The organism is Kitasatospora sp. NPDC034023 (assembly GCF_055575795.1).
In genome coordinates, this window is record NZ_JBVIRY010000055.1 from 23421 (window position 1) to 42077 (window position 18657).

Genomic DNA, 18657 nt, shown 5'->3' on the forward strand with positions numbered 1-18657 from the left:
CGTCAGCCGCACGAGGCAACGGCAACCACGGGGACGCCAAGTAGGGGCAGAGGAGGCGCGCCACATGAGCGAGCTCTTTGAGCTGTTGATCGGGGACGGCATCGCGGAGGAAGAGGAGGAACTCGGCTGGCAGGAGCGCGCGTTGTGCGCTCAGACCGACCCGGAGTCCTTCTTTCCCGAGAAGGGCGGCTCGACCCGCGAGGCCAAGAAGGTCTGCCTCGCCTGCGAGGTCCGCTCGGAGTGCCTGGAGTACGCCCTCGCCAATGACGAGCGTTTCGGCATCTGGGGCGGCCTCTCCGAGCGCGAGCGCCGTCGGCTCAAGAAGAGCGCGGTCTGACGGGGCGGCCCCCGGGCCCCGCTGACCGTTCGACAGCGACGGACAATCGCACAGCTGTACGGGCGCCTCACCGCGGTGGTGGGGCGCTTTCGTGTTCCCGCCCCTTCCCCCGCCACCCCTCCCACCGCCTCCTCCACGGTCTCCCCCGCGGCCTCCTTCACCGTCCCCGCACCGGCACCCCGGACGAACCGTCCACCAGGAGCCGTTAGTGTGGTGCGCCATCCGGTTGCCGTTCACCGGCTGTGTCCACCGAGAACTGGGGCCCGCGCACTCGATGACCGTCTACAGCCACCAGAGCGGCTTCACCGCTTCCCGGCCACCCGCCTACCCGCGCCACCTGGTCACCGCCGTGATCGTCTCGCACGACGGCGCCCGCTGGCTCCCGCAGACGCTGGCCGGCCTGCTCGGGCAGGACCGCCAGGTCCAGCGCGTCCTCGCGGTCGACACCGGCTCCACCGACAACTCCCAGCAGCTGCTCGCCGACACCCTCGCCGACTGGCTCCCCGAGAGCGGCCCGCTCGTCCTCGGCCGCCGGGCCGGCTTCGGCACCGCCGTCGCCGAAGCCGTCTTCAACAGCCCGCCGCTGCGCCCCGAGGACCTGTCCTACCGGCTCGACCCCTCCGGCTACGACCCGGTCACCGGCGGCTGGGACGACTTCGGCGACCCGCTCGCCCAGGAGGACGACCTCGGCCGCGGCGGCCCGCGCGAGACCGAGCCGGTCGAGTGGCTCTGGCTGCTGCACGACGACTGCGAGCCGCAGACCGACGCGCTGCGCCGCCTGCTCCAGGTCGCCGACTCCACCCCCAGCGCGGCCGTGGTCGGCCCCAAGCTGCGCAGCTGGTACGACCGCCGCCAGCTCCTTGAGGTCGGCGTGACGATCGCCCGCTCCGGGCGGCGCTGGACCGGCCTCGACCGCCGCGAGCAGGACCAGGGCCAGCACGACCAGGTCCGTCCGGTGCTCGCCGTCTCCAGTGCCGGCATGCTGGTGCGCCGGGACGTCTTCGAGGAGCTCGGCGGCTTCGACAAGGCCCTCCCGCTGATGCGGGACGACACCGACTTCTGCTGGCGGGTCAACGCCGCCGGCCACCGCGTCGTGGTCGCCCCCGACGCCGTGCTGCGGCACGCCGAGGCTTCCGCCCGCGAGCGCCGCGCCATCGACTGCGCCTCCTCCCACCCGCACCGGGTGGACAAGGCCGGCGCCGTCTACACCCTGCTCGCCAACTGCCGGGGCGCGCTCTTCCCCTACGTCCTGCTGCGGCTGGTGCTCGGCACCCTGCTGCGGGCCGTCACCAACCTGCTCGGCAAGGACCCGCGCCAGGCCGTCGACGAACTCGCCGGGCTCGGCCACGAACTGGTCCGGTTCCCAAGGCTGTTGGCCGCCCGCAAACGCCGCGCCCGGACCAGGGCCGCGGACGCCCTGGACGACCGCACGCTCTTCCCGGCGCCCGGCGCCACCACCCGGCTGGCCGTCGAGGGCGTCATCGGCTCGCTCGGGATAGGGGGCGGCGACGACACCGGCAGCCGGCACGGCTCGGTCGAGGCCGGCGGCGACGACGACTCCGAGGACCTGGTCGTCGAGCAGTTCGCGCTGATCAAGAAGCTCGCCCGGCGCCCGGCGCCGGTGCTGTTCGCGGCCCTGCTGGTGTTCGCCCTGATCGCCTGCCGCGGCCTGTTCGGCAGCGGCGAGCTGTTCGGCGGCGCCCTGCTGCCCGCCTCCGACGGCGCGGGCGGCCTCTGGTCGATGTACGCGGACGCCTGGCACCCGGTCGGCACCGGCTCCACCGCCGCCGCACCGCCGTACCTCGGCGTGCTCGCGGTGCTCTCCTGGCTGCTGTTCGACCACGCCGACTTCGCGCTCACCGTGCTCGTCGTGCTCACCGTCCCGCTGTCCGCGGTCAGCGCCTACCTGGTGTCCCGGCCGCTGCTGGACTCCAAGCTGGTCCGCGCCTGGGCCAGCGCCACCTACGCGCTGCTGCCCGCCGCGACCGGCGCGCTCGCCCAGGGCCGGATCGGCACCGCCGTCCTCGCCGTGCTGCTGCCGCCGCTGGCCCGCGCCGCGGCGATCGCGGCCGGCCTCGGCATCCGGGACGAGAGCGCCGCCAAGGGCGCCCGCCCGGGCTGGCGACCGGTCTGGATGGCCGTCCTGCTGCTCTCCCTGGCCACCGCCTTCGTCCCGCTGACCTGGGCGCTCGCGGTGCCGCTCTGCCTGGCGGTACTGGTCGTCGCGGTGCTGCGCGGCGGCGCCTTCGGCTCCGGCGGTACGGCGCTGCGGCTGCTCGGCCTGCGCGTCCTGGTGATCCTCGCGGTCCCGGTCGCCGTGCTGGCGCCCTGGTCGCTCAAGGTGCTGTCGCACCCGCAGTCGCTGCTGCTGGAGGCCGGCCTGCCCGGGCTGCACGGCACCGGCGCGAGCGCGGCCGGCCTGCTGCTGGTCAACCCGGGCGGCGCCGGCGTGCCGCCGATCTGGCTGTCGGCGGGTGTCGTGCTCGCCGCGCTCGCCGCGCTGCTGCGCGCCGACCGCCGCCGTGCGGTGCTCGCCGCCTGGGGCGCGGCCGGCGCCGGCCTGGTCTTCTCGGTCGCGGTGGCGGGCACCTCCGTCACCCCGGCCTCCGGCGGCCAGGCGGTGCCCGCCTGGGCCGGCCCGGCCACCCTGATCGCCGGCATCGCCCTGCTGGCCGCGGCCGCGATCGGCGCCGACGGCGCCAACGCCCGCGTCGCCGGGATCGCCTTCGGCTGGCGCCAGCCGGTGGCCGCCCTGGTGGTGGCCGCGGCCGTGCTGGCCCCGCTGGGCACCGGCCTGTGGTGGGCGCTGACCGGCGCCGGCAAGCCGCTGAACCGCGCCGACGCCGGCCAGGTGCCCGCCTTCATCGCCGAGGAGGCCGGCACCACCGACCGGGCCCGCACCCTCGTCGTCACCGGGGAGAAGAGCGGCGGCGCCGTCCGCTACACCGTGCTGCGCGGCGCCGGCCTGACGCTCGGCCAGGCCGAGTCCACCGTCGACCCGGCGACCGGCACCCAGGACGGCCTGAACAAGACGGTCGGCAGCCTGCTGGCCGGCTCCGGCGCCGACCAGGCCGGTGCCCTGGCCGGCTACGGCATCGCCTACGTGCTGGTCGAGCAGCCGGTGATCGGCGTCTTCAAGGACGTCCTGGACACCACGCCCGGCCTGGTCAAGACCAACCAGGACAACGGCACCGCGCTCTGGCAGGTCAGCGGAGCGCCCGCAGTCCGCGCGGTGATCACCAGCCCGGGCGCCGACCCGGTGGCCGTCCCGTCCGGGACCCGCGACCTCGCGGCCACCGTCCCGGCCGGCCCGGACGGCCGGGTGCTGCGCCTCGCCGAGTCCGCCGCCCCCGAGTGGAAGGCCACCGTGGACGGCACCGCGCTGGAGCCCACCACGGTCGACGGCTGGGCGCAGGGCTTCAAGCTCCCGGCCGGCGGCGGCAAACTGACCGTCACCCGGGAGGGCAGCCTCGCCCACACCGGCTGGATCTGGGCCCAGGTGCTGCTCGGCCTGACCATCCTGGTGCTGGCCCTGCCCGGCCGCCGCAGCCACAAGGACGACGACCTGCCCGAGGAGGTGGTGGCCGCCGCCGCGCTGGCCGCCGCCGCCCAGGCGCAGGCTCCCGCTCCCGGCAGCCGCCGGGCCCGCCGGATGGCCGAGCGCGGCGAGGGCGGCGAGCCCGGCGCCGACGAGGCCGGGGTGTACGAGAGCCGGCCGGGCGCGATCCCGGCGCAGCCGGCCGGCGAACCGGTGACCGAGGCGGTCCAGGCGGCCGCCGCCGTCCAGGAGGCCGAGCCGTACACCGACCCGTACCAGACGTACCAGCAGGCCGACCCGTACAGCTACGACCAGTACGCGGCCCAGCAGCCGGTGGCCGCGCCGTACGGCGGCCAGGGCTACGGGGCCCAGGGGTACGACGGGCAGGGGTACGACGGCCAGGGCTACGACAGTCAGGGGTACGACGGCCACCAGCAGCAGGCCTACCCCCAGCAGGGCTATGACCAGCAGGGCTACGAGCAGCCGTACCCGTCGGAGCACCAGCAGTACGGCTACGACGGGTACCAGCAGCCGGAGCACCAGCAGCCCTGGCCCCCGGGGCAGCCGCAGGCCCAGCCCTCCTACGACCCGAACGACCCCAACGGCACCGGCCGGTACCCGCACCAGCCCGGATCGGGGAGCTGACCCGCGATGAAGAAGCCCGCATTCAGGAAGAAGTCCGGCGCCGACGAGGCCCCCGAGACCGTCGGGACCGCCGTCGCGCCGGAGCCGGCCGCGTCCGCTCCCGCCGCCGATCCTGCCGGCCGTCCCGCCGGGAGGACCGGCGGGACGAAGACCACCCCGTCCCTGCTCGCCGCGGCCGTGGTGCTCGCGGCGGTGTTCGGCATCGCCGAGGTACGCCCGCCGGCCGCCCCGGCCACGGCGGACGGGGCCGCGGCCCCGACCACCGCGCAGGTCGAGCGGACGGGGGCGGTCTGCCCGCAGCCTCTGCAGGGCCTGACCGGCTCGACCACGCTCTCCGCCTACACCCCGCCCGGGACGGGCTCCGCCACCGGCGGCGCCGGCTGGCTCTCCGACGCGGCCGCGCCAGCCGTGCCCGCCGCCCAGCCCTCCGGAACCCCCTCGGCCCCGGCGGCCACCGCGCCCGCCACCCCGGCCCCGACCGGCTCGGGCGCCCCGACCGCCCCGGCCCAGGACAAGAACGCCGCGCCCGCGGACGCCCGGCTGACCCTGACCAAGCCCGGCACCCCGGCCACCGGCCCGGCGGCCAACGGGGACACCGCGTCCGGCACCGGGGCGGTCGCCACCGGCGCCCTCGCCCCGGGCTTCACCGTCACCCAGACCACCGTGGTCACCGAGCAGCGCGGCCTCGGCCTGTCCGGCCTCACCTGCACCCCGGCCGGCACCAGCTTCTGGTTCGCCGGGGCCAGCACGGCCGGCGACCGGGTCGACTACCTGAGCCTGGTCAACACCGAGTCCTCCGCCGCCGTGGTCGACATCAAGCTGTACGGCGACAAGGGCCTGATCGAGAACGACGCCGCCAACGGCCTCACCGTCGCCCCCGGCAGCTCCCAGGCCGTCCTGCTGTCGACCCTCAGCAAGGGCGCCGTCACCGACCTCGCCGTGCACGTGGTGGTCCGCTCCGGCCGGGTCGGCGCCGCGCTGCACGCCGCCGACGGCAACAAGGGCGCCGACTGGATCCCGGCCTCGGCCGCCCCGGCCGCCACCCAGGCGCTGCCCGGCCTGCCCGCGGACACCGCCGCCGCGCGCCTGGTGATCTGGGCGCCGCCGGAGGACGACGCCGACCTGAAGATCCAGCTCTCCGGCAAGAACGGCTGGTTCACCCCGGCCGGCAACGAGTCGATCCACGTCAAGGCGGGCATGGTGGCCGCCGTCGACCTCGGCAAGGTCACCCGGGACGAGGTGGCCGGGCTGCGACTGTCGCCCAGCGACCCCAAGCACCCCACCCCGGTCGTGGCCGGGCTGCGGGTCGACCGGGCGGCGGCCAACGGCAAGACCGACGCGGCCTGGCTCACCGGCAGCGATCCGGTCGGCGCCCGCGCCACCGTCGCCGACAACCGGGCCGGCGGCTCCACGCTCTACCTGACCTCCACCGGCGACGCCGCCACCGTCCGGGTCACCGCCTCGGCCGGCAGCGGCGGCGGCACCCCGGCCACCAAGGAGGTCCAGCTCCCGGCCGGCGGCACGGTCGCCCTCCCGGCGCCCGAGCCCGCCGGGCTGAACGGCGTCTTCGCGCTCACCGTGGAGACCGTCTCCGGCGGCCCGGTGGTCGCCGCCCGGATGCTCTCCATCCCCACCAAGGACGTGCCGATGTTCACCGTCCAGGCGCTGCGCGACGACCACAGCACCGTCAAGGTCCCGCAGGCCGCCCAGGACCCGGGCATCGTCCTGCACTGAGCAAGCCGAGCACGCCGAACAAACCGAGCAAGCGACGGGGGCGGCACCTTCCGGGTGCCGCCCCCGACCGCTCGATCCCCGTCTCGGTCCTGGCTTCGGTCCCCGGCTCAGTCCTCGTCGTAGCGCGGGTCGATGGCGTCCGGTGAGAGCCCCAGCAGCTCGGCGACCTGCTCGATCAGGATCTCGTGCACCAGCGCCGCGCGGTCCTCCCGGGTCTTCGCCCGGATCTCCACCGGCCGCCGGTACACCACGATCTGGCTCTTGTGTCCCTGCTTGCCCGGCGAGACCCGCCCCAGCGGCACACCGTCCTCGGCGTCGGCGCCGTCCGGCTCGCGCAGCGGCACCTCCTGGACGGCGAACTCCACCTCGATCAGCTGCGGCCAACGCCGCTCCAACCGCTCCACCGACTCGCGCACGTAGTCGTCGAACAGTTCGGAGCGGGTGAGCGAGATCGGCACCTGCGGCGGCGCCAGCGGTCCGCGCAGCCCCCTGCCGTGCCGGTCGCGGTGCCGGGGGCGGCGCGCGGGGCCTGTCGATGACTGCGGTGCGGAGCTGTCCATATCACTGCCGAGAGTAGTCCTTGGACGGTCGGAAGTGGACCACTCCGACGGGGAATCGCCCGGGGCGGTCGATACGCGGCCCCGGCGCTCGGAGACGACACGGCACACCCTCCGGGCAGGCGGTCTTCGCTCCCCGGCGGGGAGTGCGGTACCGTCCACCCTCGTGAGCTCTGTACGTCGTTGTTCGCGGACCGCGTGCGGCCGGCCGGCCGTCGCGACGCTGACGTACGTCTACGCGGACTCCACCGCCGTCCTCGGCCCGCTCGCCACCTACGCCGAGCCGCACTGCTACGACCTGTGCGCCGAACACGCCGAGCGCCTCACCGCCCCGCGCGGCTGGGAGGTCGTCCGGCTCGCCGCCGAGGCCGGGCCGCTGCGCCGCAGCAGCGACGACCTGGAGGCCCTCGCCAACGCCGTGCGCGAGGCCGCCCGCCCGCAGACCCCCCGTCAGGGCCGCGCGCCCGAGGGCGAGTCCACCGAGGGCAGCCGCCGCGGCCACCTCCGGGTGCTGCGCTCGCCCGACAACTGACGCCTCTCCTGGCACGGGGCGTTCGTCCGGCCCGGGTACGCTGCCCGTCTACCGCCACCGCGCCCGTCGACCGGGCGGGCGGTGGCCCGACGTATCCCGACCGACCAGTACAGAGACCAGGGTGGAGCCGCAGTGCGCGACCTCAAGCAGCTCGTGAAGGCGTACGACGTCCGAGGCGTCGTCCCGGACCAGTGGGACGAGAGCCTGTCCCGGGCCTTCGGTGCCGCGTTCGTACAGGTCACCGGCGCGTCCGCGATCGTGGTCGGCCACGACATGCGCCCCTCCTCCCCGTCGCTCACCCTGGCCTTCGCCCAGGGCGCCGCGGCCTACGGCGCCGACGTGGTGCAGATCGGGCTCTGCTCGACCGACCAGCTCTACTACGCCAGCGGCAAGCTCGACCTGCCCGGCGCGATGTTCACCGCCAGCCACAACCCGGCCCAGTACAACGGCATCAAGCTGTGCCGGGCCGGCGCCGCCCCGGTCGGCCAGGACACCGGCCTGTCCGAGATCCGCGAGCTGGTCGAGTCCTGGACCGCCGAGGACGACACCGTCACCATCCCGGCCAGGGACGTGAAGCCCGGCGCGCTCTCCGAGCAGGAGACCCTGCGCGGCTACGCCGACCACCTGCTGGGCCTGGTCGACCTCACCGCGATCCGCCCGCTCAAGGTCGCCGTGGACGCGGGCAACGGCATGGGCGGCCACACCGTGCCCACCGTCTTCGACGGCCTGCCGATCGAGCTCGTCCCGATGTACTTCGAGCTGGACGGCACCTTCCCCAACCACGAGGCCAACCCGCTCGACCCGAAGAACCTGGTCGACCTGCAGGCCAAGGTCCGCGAGGTCGGCGCCGACGTGGGCCTGGCCTTCGACGGCGACGCCGACCGCTGCTTCGTCGTGGACGAGCGCGGCGAGCCGGTCTCCCCGTCCGCGATCACCGCCCTGGTCGCCGCCCGCGAGATCGCCCGCGCCCGGGCCGCCGGCGAGGCCGAGCCGACCGTCATCCACAACCTGATCACCTCCTGGACCGTCCCCGAGGTGGTCCGCGAGCTGGGCGCCAAGCCGGTGCGCACCCGGGTCGGCCACTCCTTCATCAAGCAGGAGATGGCCGTCACCGACGCCGTCTTCGGCGGCGAGCACTCCGCCCACTACTACTTCCGCGACTTCTGGCGCGCCGACACCGGCATGCTGGCCGCCCTGCACGTGCTCGCCGCGCTCGGCGGGCAGCCGGACACGCTGTCCGAGCTCACCGCCGAGTACGACCGCTACGCCGCCTCCGGCGAGATCAACAGCACCGTCGCCGACCAGGCCGCCAGCACTGCCGCCGTCCGCGCCGCCTACGTCGGCCTGGAGGGCACCACCGTCGACGAGCTGGACGGCCTGACCGTGGCCGGCCCCGACTGGTGGTTCAACCTGCGCGCCTCCAACACCGAGCCGCTGCTGCGCCTCAACGTCGAGGCCAAGGACCCGGCGAAGATGGCCGAGCTGCGCGACGGCGTGCTCGCCATCGTCCGCGGCTGAACGAGCGCCCGAGCGGACGCGCCTGAGCGGACGTGCCCGAGCGGACGCGCCTGACCTCAGCGCGTGGTGCCCCGGCCGGTAGGGTTGCCTATCGGCCGGGGCACCTCCGTGCCGTCACCGAACTATGGAGAGCCTCATGAAGCTCGAATCCTTCCTGCTGGAGATCCTGGTCTGCCCGCAGTGCCGGGCCGCGCTCACCGAGGGCGGCACCGAGGAGCAGCCCGAGCTGGTCTGCACCGGCGCGGACTGCGGCCTCGCGTACCCGGTCCGCGACGGCATTCCGGTCCTCCTGGTGGACGAGGCCCGCCGCCCGGCCTGATCCTTGGGGGCGAAGCCCCACCCCGCCAGCCGCCCAGGACCGCAGCCGGAGGCCAGCCGCATGCTCGACGACACCCTGCTCGACGACCCGGCCGCCCTCCTGCGCGCCGACCAGGACCGCGCCCTGCTGGCCCTGGCCGGCGCCGGCGCCCGGGTCCGCACCGCGCTGCGGCAGGCCGACACGGCCGGCCTCGACCGGCTGCGCCCGGACGGCCGACCGCGCGCCGTCCTGATCGCCGGACACGGCAGCGCGCTGACCGCCGCCGAGATGGTGGCCGTGCTGGCCGGCACCGCGAGCCTGGTCGTCCCGCTGCCGCCGACCGAGGCCACCGCCCCGCGCGCCGACCGGGCCGGCGCCCCGCCCGTCTTCACCGCCGGGCTCGGCTGGCAGCTGCCCGGCTGGGCCGGCCCGCTCGACCTGCTGGTGATCAGCTCCGCCGACGGCGGCGAGCAGGGCCTGATCGGCCTCGCCGAGCAGGCCTACGCGCGCGGCTGCGCGATCGTCGTGACCGCCCCGGCGGGCAGCCCGCTGGCCGGGGCCGCGCTGCAGGTGCGCGCGCTGCCGCTGCCGTACGTGACCTCGGTGCTGCCCGAGGACGGCCCGCCCGCCGCGGCCGCCGAGCCGGACCTGCCGGCCGAGGACCCGGCCGCGCTCTGGTCCCACCTCACCCCGCTGCTGGCGCTCGCCCAGAAGATCGGCCTCACCCAGCTGCCGTACGACGCGCTGCCCGGCGTCGCCGACCTGCTGGACGCCACCGCCGTCCGCTGCCGCCCCGACGCCGCCGCGTACACCAACCCGGCGAAGGGCCTGGCCGCGCGGCTGGCCGGGACGGTTCCGCTGCTGTGGGCCGAGGGCCCGATCGCCGGAGCGGCCGCCGCCCGCTTCGCGGCCCAGCTGGCCGACCGGGCCGGCCGCCCGGCCCTGGCCGGGGAGCTGCCGCAGGTGCTCACCGCCCACCGCGGCATGTTCACCGGGCAGTTGGGCGCGGGCGCGGACCCGGACGACTTCTTCCGCGACCGGGTCGACGAGCCGGACCCGCTGCACCTCCAGGTCCTGCTGCTGCGGCACGTCCCGGGCCCGGCCGGCGGGTCGCCGGAGGAGCAGGACGGACCGGCCGAGGTGCCGGAGGAGGACGCGGGCCCGCGCAGCTTCGGTGTGAGCCGGGCGCACCGGCTGGCCGCCGCGCACGACGTCCGGCTGACCGAGTACGCGAGCGCCCGGCCGGACGCCCTGCACGGGCTGGCCGACCTGGTCGCGCTGACCGATTTCGCCGCCGTCTACCTGGGCCTCGCCGCCGCGCAGTCCTGAGACGGTCGACCGGGCCGGGCCGCCGGGCCGGTACGGTAAGCGCTCGACGACGCTGACCGAGACCGACCCGTGAGGACCCCTGGCATGAGTACCGAAGGCGGCACCAAGGCACTGGTGGCGGCGCTGTCCGCCAATCTGGCGATCGCGGCGGCCAAGTTCACCGCCTTCGGCTTCACCGGCTCCTCCTCGATGCTGGCAGAGGGCGTGCACTCGGTGGCCGACTCCGGCAACCAGGTGCTGCTGCTGGTCGGCGGCAAGCGGGCGCGCCGGGTGGCGGACGAGGAGCACCCCTTCGGGTACGGCCGCGAGCGCTACGTGTACGGCTTCCTGGTGGCCATCGTGCTGTTCAGCGTCGGTGGCCTGTTCGCGATCTACGAGGGCTGGCACAAGGTCAACCACCCGGAGGCGCTGGACTCCTGGGGCTGGGCGGTCGGCGTGCTGGTCTTCGCCATAGCGATGGAGGGCTGGTCCTTCCTCACCGCGGTGCGCGAGTCGGCGAAGGTCAAGGGCGACCAAAGCTGGACGCAGTTCATCCGCACCGCCAAGGCGCCGGAGCTGCCGGTCGTGCTGCTGGAGGACGCCGGCGCGCTGATCGGCCTGGTGCTCGCGCTGTTCGGCGTCTCGCTCACCGTGATCACCGGGGACGGCGTCTGGGACGGCATCGGCTCCCTGTGCATCGGCCTCCTGCTGGTGGTGATCGCCGCGGTGCTCGCCCTGGAGACCAAGTCGCTGCTGCTCGGCGAATCCGCCGACAAGGAGTCGGTGCGGCGGATCCGCGAGGCGCTGGTGGACGGCCGCGCAGTCACCGGAGTGATCCACATGCGGACCCTGCACCTCGGCCCGGAGGAACTGCTGGTCGCCGCCAAGATCGCTGTCAACGCCGAGGACAGCGCCGCCCGGGTGGCGGCGGCGATCGACGCGGCGGAGGAGCGGGTCCGGGCCGCCGTCCCGATCGCCCGCGCGATCTACCTGGAGCCCGACGTCTACAGCGCCGAGAAGGCCGCGGCGGGCGAGGACCCGGCCGCCACGCCCGGCGGCCCGGGCCCGGAGGCCGCGCACTGACGGCCCTCGGGCCGTGCACTGACGGGACTCGGGGCGGGACGCGGGGCGGGACTCGGGGCCGCCGGGGACGGCCTGGGGCGAGGCTCGAGCTCCGGTCGGGTCGGGGACCGAAATCGGTCATCGACAGACGGCCGATGGGGCCATCGGTGTAGATTCGTCCCCAGAGCCAGAACGTCGCTGCTGATGGCGGTCGATCGGCGGTCCGCACCCGTAACGTGTGCGCCGGTCGAGGGAGAGAGGTCCTCCGACGGTTTGTGCTGCGCAGTAGGGAGCCGGTCCGCCACCGCGGGGATCCGGTGGCCCAGGCGTGGCCGTGCCCCCGTACGGCCTGCCGCGCGCGACACATGCCCGGACCTTTGGCCCCACCCCATCAGCGAGGAGCAGACGCATGTCGACCGACATCACCGGTGACTTCAAGGTCGCCGACCTTTCCCTGGCGCCGTTCGGCCGCAAGGAGATCCAGCTGGCCGAGCACGAGATGCCCGGTCTGATGGCGATCCGTGCCGAGTACGCCGAGTCGCAGCCGCTGGCCGGCGCCCGCATCACCGGCTCGCTGCACATGACGATCCAGACCGCCGTGCTGATCGAGACCCTGACGGCGCTCGGTGCCGAGGTCCGCTGGTGCTCCTGCAACATCTTCTCCACCCAGGACCACGCGGCCGCCGCCATCGCCGTCGGCCCGGAGGGCACCCCGGAGAACCCGCAGGGCGTGCCGGTCTTCGCCTGGAAGGGCGAGACCCTGGACGAGTACTGGTGGTGCACGGAGCAGGCGCTGACCTGGCCTGACGGCAAGACCCCGAACATGATCCTCGACGACGGCGGCGACGCCACCCTGCTGATCCACAAGGGCGTCGAGTTCGAGAAGGCCGGCGCCGCGCCGGACCCGTCCACCGCGGACAACGACGAGTTCCGGATCATCCTGGAGCTGCTCAACCGCACCCTCAAGGACACCCCGAACAAGTGGACCGAGGTCGCCGCCACCATCAAGGGCGTGACCGAGGAGACCACCACCGGTGTCCACCGCCTGTACGAGATGCACCGTGACGGCAACCTGCTGTTCCCGGCCATCAACGTCAACGACGCCGTCACCAAGTCGAAGTTCGACAACAAGTACGGCTGCCGCCACTCTCTGATCGACGGCATCAACCGCGCCACCGACGTGCTGATCGGCGGCAAGGTCGCCGTCGTCGCCGGCTACGGCGACGTGGGCAAGGGCTGCGCCGAGTCGCTGCGCGGCCAGGGCGCCCGCGTGATCATCACCGAGATCGACCCGATCTGCGCGCTGCAGGCGGCGATGGACGGCTACCAGGTCACCACCCTGGAGGACGTCGTCTCGATCGCGGACATCTTCATCACCACCACGGGCAACAAGGACATCATCCTTGCCTCGCACATGGAGAAGATGAAGCACCAGGCGATCGTCGGCAACATCGGCCACTTCGACAACGAGATCGACATCGCGGGCCTGGCCAAGCTCCCCGGCATCGTGAAGACCGAGGTCAAGCCGCAGGTCCACGAGTGGCGCTTCGCCGACGGCCACACCATCATCATGCTGTCCGAGGGCCGCCTGCTGAACCTGGGCAACGCGACCGGCCACCCGTCCTTCGTGATGTCCAACTCCTTCGCGAACCAGACGATCGCGCAGATCGAGCTGTTCACGAAGACCGAGCAGTACCCGATCGGCGTCTACGTGCTGCCGAAGCACCTGGACGAGAAGGTCGCCCGCCTGCACCTCGACGCGCTGGGCGTGAAGCTGACCACCCTGAGCCAGGAGCAGGCCGACTACATCGGCGTTCCGGTCGAGGGCCCGTACAAGCCGGAGCAGTACCGCTACTGATGCGGTGCCGCTGAGGTACGAACGCCGGTGGCCGGCACCCCCCACGCGGGGGTGCCGGCCACCGGCGCGTTCCGGTCCCGCTCGGCGCGTTCCGGTCGGCTCAGCGCATGACGTCGGTCGTCCAGGCGCTCGCGTCCGGGCCGAGGGCCTTGGTGTGGGCGAGCATCCACGGCAGTCCGCCGAGCTGCGCCAGCGAGGGCGGCAGCTCGGCCCCGGCTCCGACGCACACCTGCACCCCGTTGTCCGCGGAGCACGACTGCGGGTTCGGGCCGGTGTCCGGCGACCCGTTCTTCCCGGTCGGCGACGCCGGCGACCCGGGGGTGGACGGCTTCACGCTGAACCAGACATTCCTACCCTCCGCCTCCAGCATCAGCCACATGCTCCAGGGGACCTTGGCGTCCGCGTCCGGACGCGCCAGCCGGACGTTGGTGACCTTGAACGCCGTGGGCAGTCCGGTGATCCGGACCGGCAGCGGGACGTCCCACGTGCCGTACCGGACCCCGACGGCCACCTTGTGCAGGACCTCCCGCGTGATGTCCGCGGGCCGGCCGCCGGAGCCCGCGAGCTCCGCCCAGCGGCCCGAGGGCGTCAGCCACCGCAGGGTGTGCTGGTAGTCCGGCTGCGCGTCGGAGACCACCCAGTAGGCGGTCCGGCCGTCGACCGGCTCGGCCTCCTCCGTGCGGACCGCACTTCCGGGTGCCCCGGTCATCGGGGGACGGGACCCGGCCGGGTACTGCGAGAGCTGCAGCTGCGGAGCGTCCTCGCCCCGGCCGCTCGCCTGCAACTGGATTCCGTGGAAGGCGGTTTGGTACCCCACGCCGTTGTCACCGCCGGCCCACTCCGGCAGCCAGCCGAACCGGAGCTCGGGGGTCAGCGGGTCGGCCCCGGCCCGATCCGGTGCGGCGGTCGGGGACGGTGTGGCGGTCGGGGACGGCGCGAGCGTCGGGAGTGCGGTGGTGGCCACCGTGGGTGCGGCGGGCAGCACGGGGGCGGCGGTGCCGCTGCCCGGCAACAGGAGGGCGCCGCCGGCCACCACCGCGGCCGTCGCGCCCGCGACGGTGCCGATCACGGCCAGCCTGCGCCGGCGAAGCCGCGTCGCGCCCTCGGCCAGGGACCGGCCGGCGTCGAAGCCCGGAGGCGGTGCCGGTTCGTCGGCCAGGGCCGCCAGACGGTTGGCCAGGTCGTGCGGGTCGATGGTGCTCATGACATCCTCTCGGCGACGGCGGGACGGGCGGTGAGCCTGCCGCGCAGGGTGTCCAGGGCGCGGGAGCTCTGGCTCTTGACGTTGCCGGAGGAGCAGCCCAGGGCCTCGGCGGCCTGCTCGATCGACAGGTCGCAGTAGTAGCGCAGCACCACCGTGGCCCGTTGGCGGGGCGGGAGGGCGGCGAGGGCGCGGCGCAGGTCGAGGGCGGCGTCCAGGTCGACACCGCCGGCCGCCGCGTCCGGATCGGTCCCGGAACGGACGGTGCGGCGCCACCACGGGGAGCGCTGCTCGGCCAGGAAGGTGTTGACCAGTACCCGGCGCGCGTAGCCGTCCCGGTTCTCCATCCGCGCGGCTCTCGACCAGTTCACGTACAGCTTGGTGATCGTCTCCTGGACCAGGTCGTCGGCCCGGTGCCAGTCCCCGCACAGAAGATAGGCGACCTTCCGCAGCCAGCCGGTCCTGGAGGCCACGTACTCCGTGAACTCCTCGTCGCGCGTCTGCTTCGCCATCCGCACCCCCTCTCGTCGTGACGGCGGCACCGCTCCGGCGCCGTCCACCCCCCTAATGCGCGCACCACCGGAGAAGGTTGCACGCGACGTGCGCACGTAGGCTTTCGGGCATGCCCAACGGCCGCTACTCCCTCTCCGACACGCACGACCACGTCCTGCTCGGCGAGGAGCGCTTCAGCTGCGCTCCCGGGCCGGCCGGGTGGCGGTACGTCTCCAAGACCTACGCGCCGGACGGCCGGGTGATCGGCGGCGTCGACCTCACCCTGGACTCCCGGGCCCGGCCGCTGCGGATGGAACTGCGGGCCGGGGGCTGGCAGGTGCGCGGCGGCGCGGTGGACGGAGTCGCCTGGGTCCGGACCGACGCGGCCGACCCGGGCGGCGAGCACACGGTGGAGGGACACGACCGGGCGCACGCCTTCACCGGCCGCTCGCCGGGCTTCCTGGTCGCCACCGCCCGGCTGCTGCGGCTGCGGGAAGGGGCGAGCGCGCGGGTGCGGCTGGTGGCGTTCACCGAGCCGGTGCTGGCACCCCGCACCCTCGACCAGGGATGGCTGCTGGAGGGCGTCGACACCCACGAGACGGACTCGGGGCCGCTGCTCGTCGAGCGGTACCAGGTCGCGGACCTGGAGACGGGGGAGCAGCAGGTCGTGCACCTGGCGGGGGACGTGGTGCTGTCGGCGGACGGGGTCGAGCTGGAGGAACTGGAGTCTCCGCCGAACGCCTGGCGGGTGGGGGACGAGGAGTAGGGGCCCGCCGGGTTCGGGTGTTTGCCCCCTTGGGGTCCTCGTAGCGGGGTCCTCGTCGGGCGTCAGAACGCCTGAGGCCTCAGGAGGGCGGGGCGAAGCCGGTGCCGGCGGCGGGCTTGTCGAAGGACGGGGCCGGCTGGGCCGCCGGTGCGAGAGGTGCGACCGGTGCGACCGGTCCGGCCGGGGTGGGTGCGGTCGGTACGGGCGCCGTCGGGATGCCGAGGACCCGGAGGGGGCGTCCGTCGGCCGTGCCGGGCACCGGGCCGGAGGCCGGGCGGGGCACGGGCAGCTGCACGGGTATCGGCGCGGCCGCCCACAGCTGCTGCTGGGCGCGCAGCCACTCCCGCCGCTGGCGTTCGGTGAGCACCGCGCCCAGGTACGCCGCCGGGTGCAGCCCCGGGGGCACCGGGTGGCCGATCCGGTCGGACAGGTCGTCGGCCAGCCGGGCGGTCATCCGGCTCATCACCGCCGGGTCCAACTGGCCGATCCGGCCGAGCAGTTGGCGGACAGCGAGCCAGAGCGGCTCCGGAACCGCGGAGAAGTCCATCGCGACCAGCTCGTGGCCCATCGTCTGCAGCAGGTGCGGGTGCACCGGCGGCAGCGGGGTGGCGGAGCCGCCCGCCCCCGGGGTGCGCTCACGCACGACCACCGTCCCGGCGAAGATGTCGCCGAGCCGCTTGCCCTCCGAGTGCACCGCCGAGGTGATCACGGCCGGGGAGCCGGTGAGCGCGATCAGCTCGAAGAAACCGACCAGCCCGCGCACCAGCGAGTGCCGGAACCGCACCGGGCCGCCGTCGGTGCGCACCACCCGCAGGCCGAGTGCGGCCTTGCCGAGCGAGCGTCCGTGGCTGAAGGTCTCGACCATCACCGGGACAGCGACCAGGAAGAACACCATCAGGCCGATCATGACGGCCGCCAGCGCCGCGCTGTCGATGTCGACCAGCACGACGCCCAGCAGCAGCGTGACCACCAGCAGGGCGGCGAACTCCACGAGCAGGTCGAGCACGATCGCCAATGCCCGGCTCGGAAGCTTCGCCGTCTGCAGGCCGAGGACGACCGCCTCACCCGTCACCAGGTCGCTCAAGACACCTGTCCGTTCACGTTCTTGGAGCCCGTACGGCTCGCCCATGGGGATCCGGGACCGCCGGGGGCGGCAGCGCCGGGGAGGGAATCGGCCCGGATCGGCCCCCCAGGCTCCGCCCGCCGCAGTCTGATCCGCAGCCGCAAACATACGGGGCCCGGTGGGCGCACGGGAAGTGAGATCCCGGAGGCCGCGACCCGGGCCCCTGCTGGCATGCTGGGCCGCACCTGTCCGTACGTGCCTGCCCGCCGCGTACCCGCCCGCCCGCGCACGCACGTCCGCGCCCACCGCCGATCATGGAGCCGCCGAATGGACCTGGACGTCTTCGTCGCCACCCACCAGGGGGAGTGGGCCCGGCTGGACGCCCTCGCACGCCGGCGCCGGCTCAGCGGAGAGGAGGCCGACGAACTGGTCACCCTCTACCAGCGCACCACCGGCCACCTCGCCAAGGTCCAGGCCGCCGCGCCCGACCCGGCGCTGCTGAGCCGCCTGACCAGCCTGGTCTCACGTTCCCGCAGCGCGGTGACCGGCTCCCGGACCAACGGCTGGCAGGACGTCGCCCGCTACTACACGGTGAGCTTCCCGGCCGCGCTCTACCGCGCGCGCCGCTGGTGGGTGCCGGTCGCGATCGTCTCGCTGCTCGCCACCGCCGTGCTCGCGTGGTGGGTGGCCACCCACCCGGAGGTCCGCAACAGCCTCGTCGCCCCCGACCGTCTGCGGGAGCTGACCCGCCCCGGCGGACAGTACGAGGCCTACTACTCGGACCGGCCGGCCAGCTCCTTCGCCGCGCAGGTCTGGACGAACAACGCCTGGATCGCCGTGCAGTGCCTGCTCTACGGGATCGCGCTGGGCATTCCGGTGCTCTACGTGATGTGGGGCAACGTCGTGAACCTCGCCATCGGGGTCGGGCTGATGGCCTCCGCCGGACGCCTCGACGTCTTCCTCGGTCTGCTCATCCCGCACGGCCTGCTGGAGCTGACCGCGGTCTTCGTGGCCGGCGGCCTCGGCCTGCGCCTCGGCTGGACCGTCATCGCCCCCGGTCCGCGCACGCGTGCGGTGGCCCTGGCGGAACAGGGCCGCTCGATCATCGGAATGGCGATGGGGCTGACGACGGTGCTGGCGGTCTCCGGCATCCTCGAAGCCTTCGTGACCCCGTCCGGCCTGCCCACCTGGGCGCGCATCGCCATCGGTGCGCTGGCAGAGCTGGCCTTCCTTCTGTACGCCCTCGTGCTGGGCCGAAAGGCCGCGGAAGGCGGAGAATCCGGTGATGTGGACGCGGCTGACCGGGCGGACCTGCAGCCCGTCGCGGCCTGAGGCGATGTGATCAGCACTCCTCTGACCTGCTAGTCTTCTCTCATCCCGGCCAAACCATTGACGTGGTGAGGGTGGGCTAGTAGGTTTGAACGGTTGGGACTGACTGGACAACGGTCGGGCCCGGGCGTTAGTGTCTACGACACCGCCGAATCGAGGCGAGCGCGTTTCACGAAATGCGCGCCCTCCGACGAAGCAAATCCCACGAACTGAGCACACCGAAAGCTTTGATAAGCTTCGGAGCGAAGTTTGCAGGAAATCCCGCCAGCGGGAATCGGATGAATGAAACTCCGGAAAACGGAGCGGAAAACATCTGGTAAGCTGGAAACACGAAAGAACGAAGCCCGGAGGGCCCGCTGGAAGGCGGTCCGAAGGAAGCGTCCGTTCCTTGAGAACTCAACAGCGTGCCAAAAGTCAAC

16 protein-coding genes are annotated in these 18657 nt (G+C 74.0%); 11 read left to right on the plus strand and 5 right to left on the minus strand.

The features are described from left to right. Positions 1 to 64 precede the first annotated feature (64 nt). The 3 genes from ACZ52R_RS40110 (at position 65) to ACZ52R_RS40120 (ending at position 6254) form a co-directional block, all read left to right on the plus strand. Positions 65 to 337, plus strand: a complete 273-nt coding sequence (locus ACZ52R_RS40110) for a WhiB family transcriptional regulator (protein WP_063349134.1) — start codon at positions 65 to 67, stop codon at positions 335 to 337. 208 nt (positions 338 to 545) lie between these two features. Next, positions 546 to 4520, plus strand: coding sequence for a glycosyltransferase (locus tag ACZ52R_RS40115; protein WP_465665257.1), 3975 nt, complete (start codon positions 546 to 548; stop codon positions 4518 to 4520). Positions 4521 to 4526: 6 nt separating this feature from the next. After that, positions 4527 to 6254, plus strand: a complete 1728-nt coding sequence (locus tag ACZ52R_RS40120) for a DUF5719 family protein (protein WP_465755265.1) — start codon at positions 4527 to 4529, stop codon at positions 6252 to 6254. A 107-nt stretch (positions 6255 to 6361) separates the two neighbouring features. On the opposite strand, the gene ACZ52R_RS40125 is transcribed toward ACZ52R_RS40120, so the two are convergent. Further along, positions 6362 to 6814, minus strand: a complete 453-nt coding sequence (locus ACZ52R_RS40125; RefSeq protein ID WP_360507960.1) for a metallopeptidase family protein — start codon at positions 6812 to 6814, stop codon at positions 6362 to 6364. A 163-nt stretch (positions 6815 to 6977) separates the two neighbouring features. Between ACZ52R_RS40125 and ACZ52R_RS40130 the strand changes: the two genes are divergently transcribed. The 6 genes from ACZ52R_RS40130 to ahcY all read left to right on the plus strand — a co-directional run bounded on the left by ACZ52R_RS40130 (position 6978) and on the right by ahcY (position 13387). Then, a complete protein-coding gene (locus ACZ52R_RS40130; protein ID WP_350520082.1) occupies positions 6978 to 7343 on the plus strand; it encodes a DUF3499 domain-containing protein in 366 nt (121 codons plus the stop codon). Between the two features lie 132 nt (positions 7344 to 7475). After that, positions 7476 to 8861, plus strand: coding sequence for a phosphomannomutase/phosphoglucomutase (locus tag ACZ52R_RS40135; protein WP_465665253.1), 1386 nt, complete (start codon positions 7476 to 7478; stop codon positions 8859 to 8861). A gap of 136 nt (positions 8862 to 8997) precedes the next feature. Next, positions 8998 to 9180 carry a Trm112 family protein gene (locus ACZ52R_RS40140; RefSeq protein ID WP_280686052.1) on the plus strand — a complete coding sequence of 61 codons (183 nt, stop codon included), beginning with the start codon at positions 8998 to 9000 and terminating at the stop codon, positions 9178 to 9180. 60 nt (positions 9181 to 9240) lie between these two features. Then, positions 9241 to 10488 (plus strand): SIS domain-containing protein, encoded by a 1248-nt coding sequence (locus ACZ52R_RS40145; protein WP_465625922.1) that lies wholly within the window; start codon positions 9241 to 9243, stop codon positions 10486 to 10488. Positions 10489 to 10572: 84 nt separating this feature from the next. Further along, positions 10573 to 11550 (plus strand): cation diffusion facilitator family transporter, encoded by a 978-nt coding sequence (locus tag ACZ52R_RS40150; RefSeq protein ID WP_360507969.1) that lies wholly within the window; start codon positions 10573 to 10575, stop codon positions 11548 to 11550. A gap of 388 nt (positions 11551 to 11938) precedes the next feature. Further along, positions 11939 to 13387 carry an adenosylhomocysteinase gene (gene ahcY / locus ACZ52R_RS40155; RefSeq protein WP_360507972.1) on the plus strand — a complete coding sequence of 483 codons (1449 nt, stop codon included), beginning with the start codon at positions 11939 to 11941 and terminating at the stop codon, positions 13385 to 13387. 100 nt (positions 13388 to 13487) lie between these two features. Here ahcY and ACZ52R_RS40160 read toward each other — a convergent pair whose 3' ends face one another. Continuing rightward, the gene (locus ACZ52R_RS40160) at positions 13488 to 14591 is read right to left on the minus strand and encodes a hypothetical protein (RefSeq protein ID WP_465625919.1); all 1104 of its coding nucleotides are present in this window, start codon (positions 14589 to 14591) and stop codon (positions 13488 to 13490) included. Further along, a complete protein-coding gene (locus ACZ52R_RS40165) occupies positions 14588 to 15100 on the minus strand; it encodes a SigE family RNA polymerase sigma factor (RefSeq protein ID WP_465625917.1) in 513 nt (170 codons plus the stop codon). Before ACZ52R_RS40165 ends, ACZ52R_RS40160 begins: the two co-directional genes overlap by 4 nt. A gap of 110 nt (positions 15101 to 15210) precedes the next feature. Here ACZ52R_RS40165 and ACZ52R_RS40170 point away from each other — a divergent pair, with 110 nt between their 5' ends. Then, the gene (locus ACZ52R_RS40170) at positions 15211 to 15846 is read left to right on the plus strand and encodes a hypothetical protein (protein ID WP_465625915.1); all 636 of its coding nucleotides are present in this window, start codon (positions 15211 to 15213) and stop codon (positions 15844 to 15846) included. Between the two features lie 79 nt (positions 15847 to 15925). Here ACZ52R_RS40170 and ACZ52R_RS40175 read toward each other — a convergent pair whose 3' ends face one another. Next, positions 15926 to 16930: an RDD family protein gene (locus ACZ52R_RS40175; protein WP_465665251.1), complete on the minus strand. Its 1005-nt coding sequence runs from the start codon at positions 16928 to 16930 to the stop codon at positions 15926 to 15928. A 306-nt stretch (positions 16931 to 17236) separates the two neighbouring features. Between ACZ52R_RS40175 and ACZ52R_RS40180 the strand changes: the two genes are divergently transcribed. Next, positions 17237 to 18241 carry a stage II sporulation protein M gene (locus ACZ52R_RS40180; protein WP_360507986.1) on the plus strand — a complete coding sequence of 335 codons (1005 nt, stop codon included), beginning with the start codon at positions 17237 to 17239 and terminating at the stop codon, positions 18239 to 18241. Between the two features lie 166 nt (positions 18242 to 18407). On the opposite strand, the gene ACZ52R_RS40185 is transcribed toward ACZ52R_RS40180, so the two are convergent. Beyond that, the coding region (locus ACZ52R_RS40185) for a hypothetical protein (protein ID WP_465755266.1) at positions 18408 to 18657 on the minus strand (250 nt) is incomplete at its 5' end.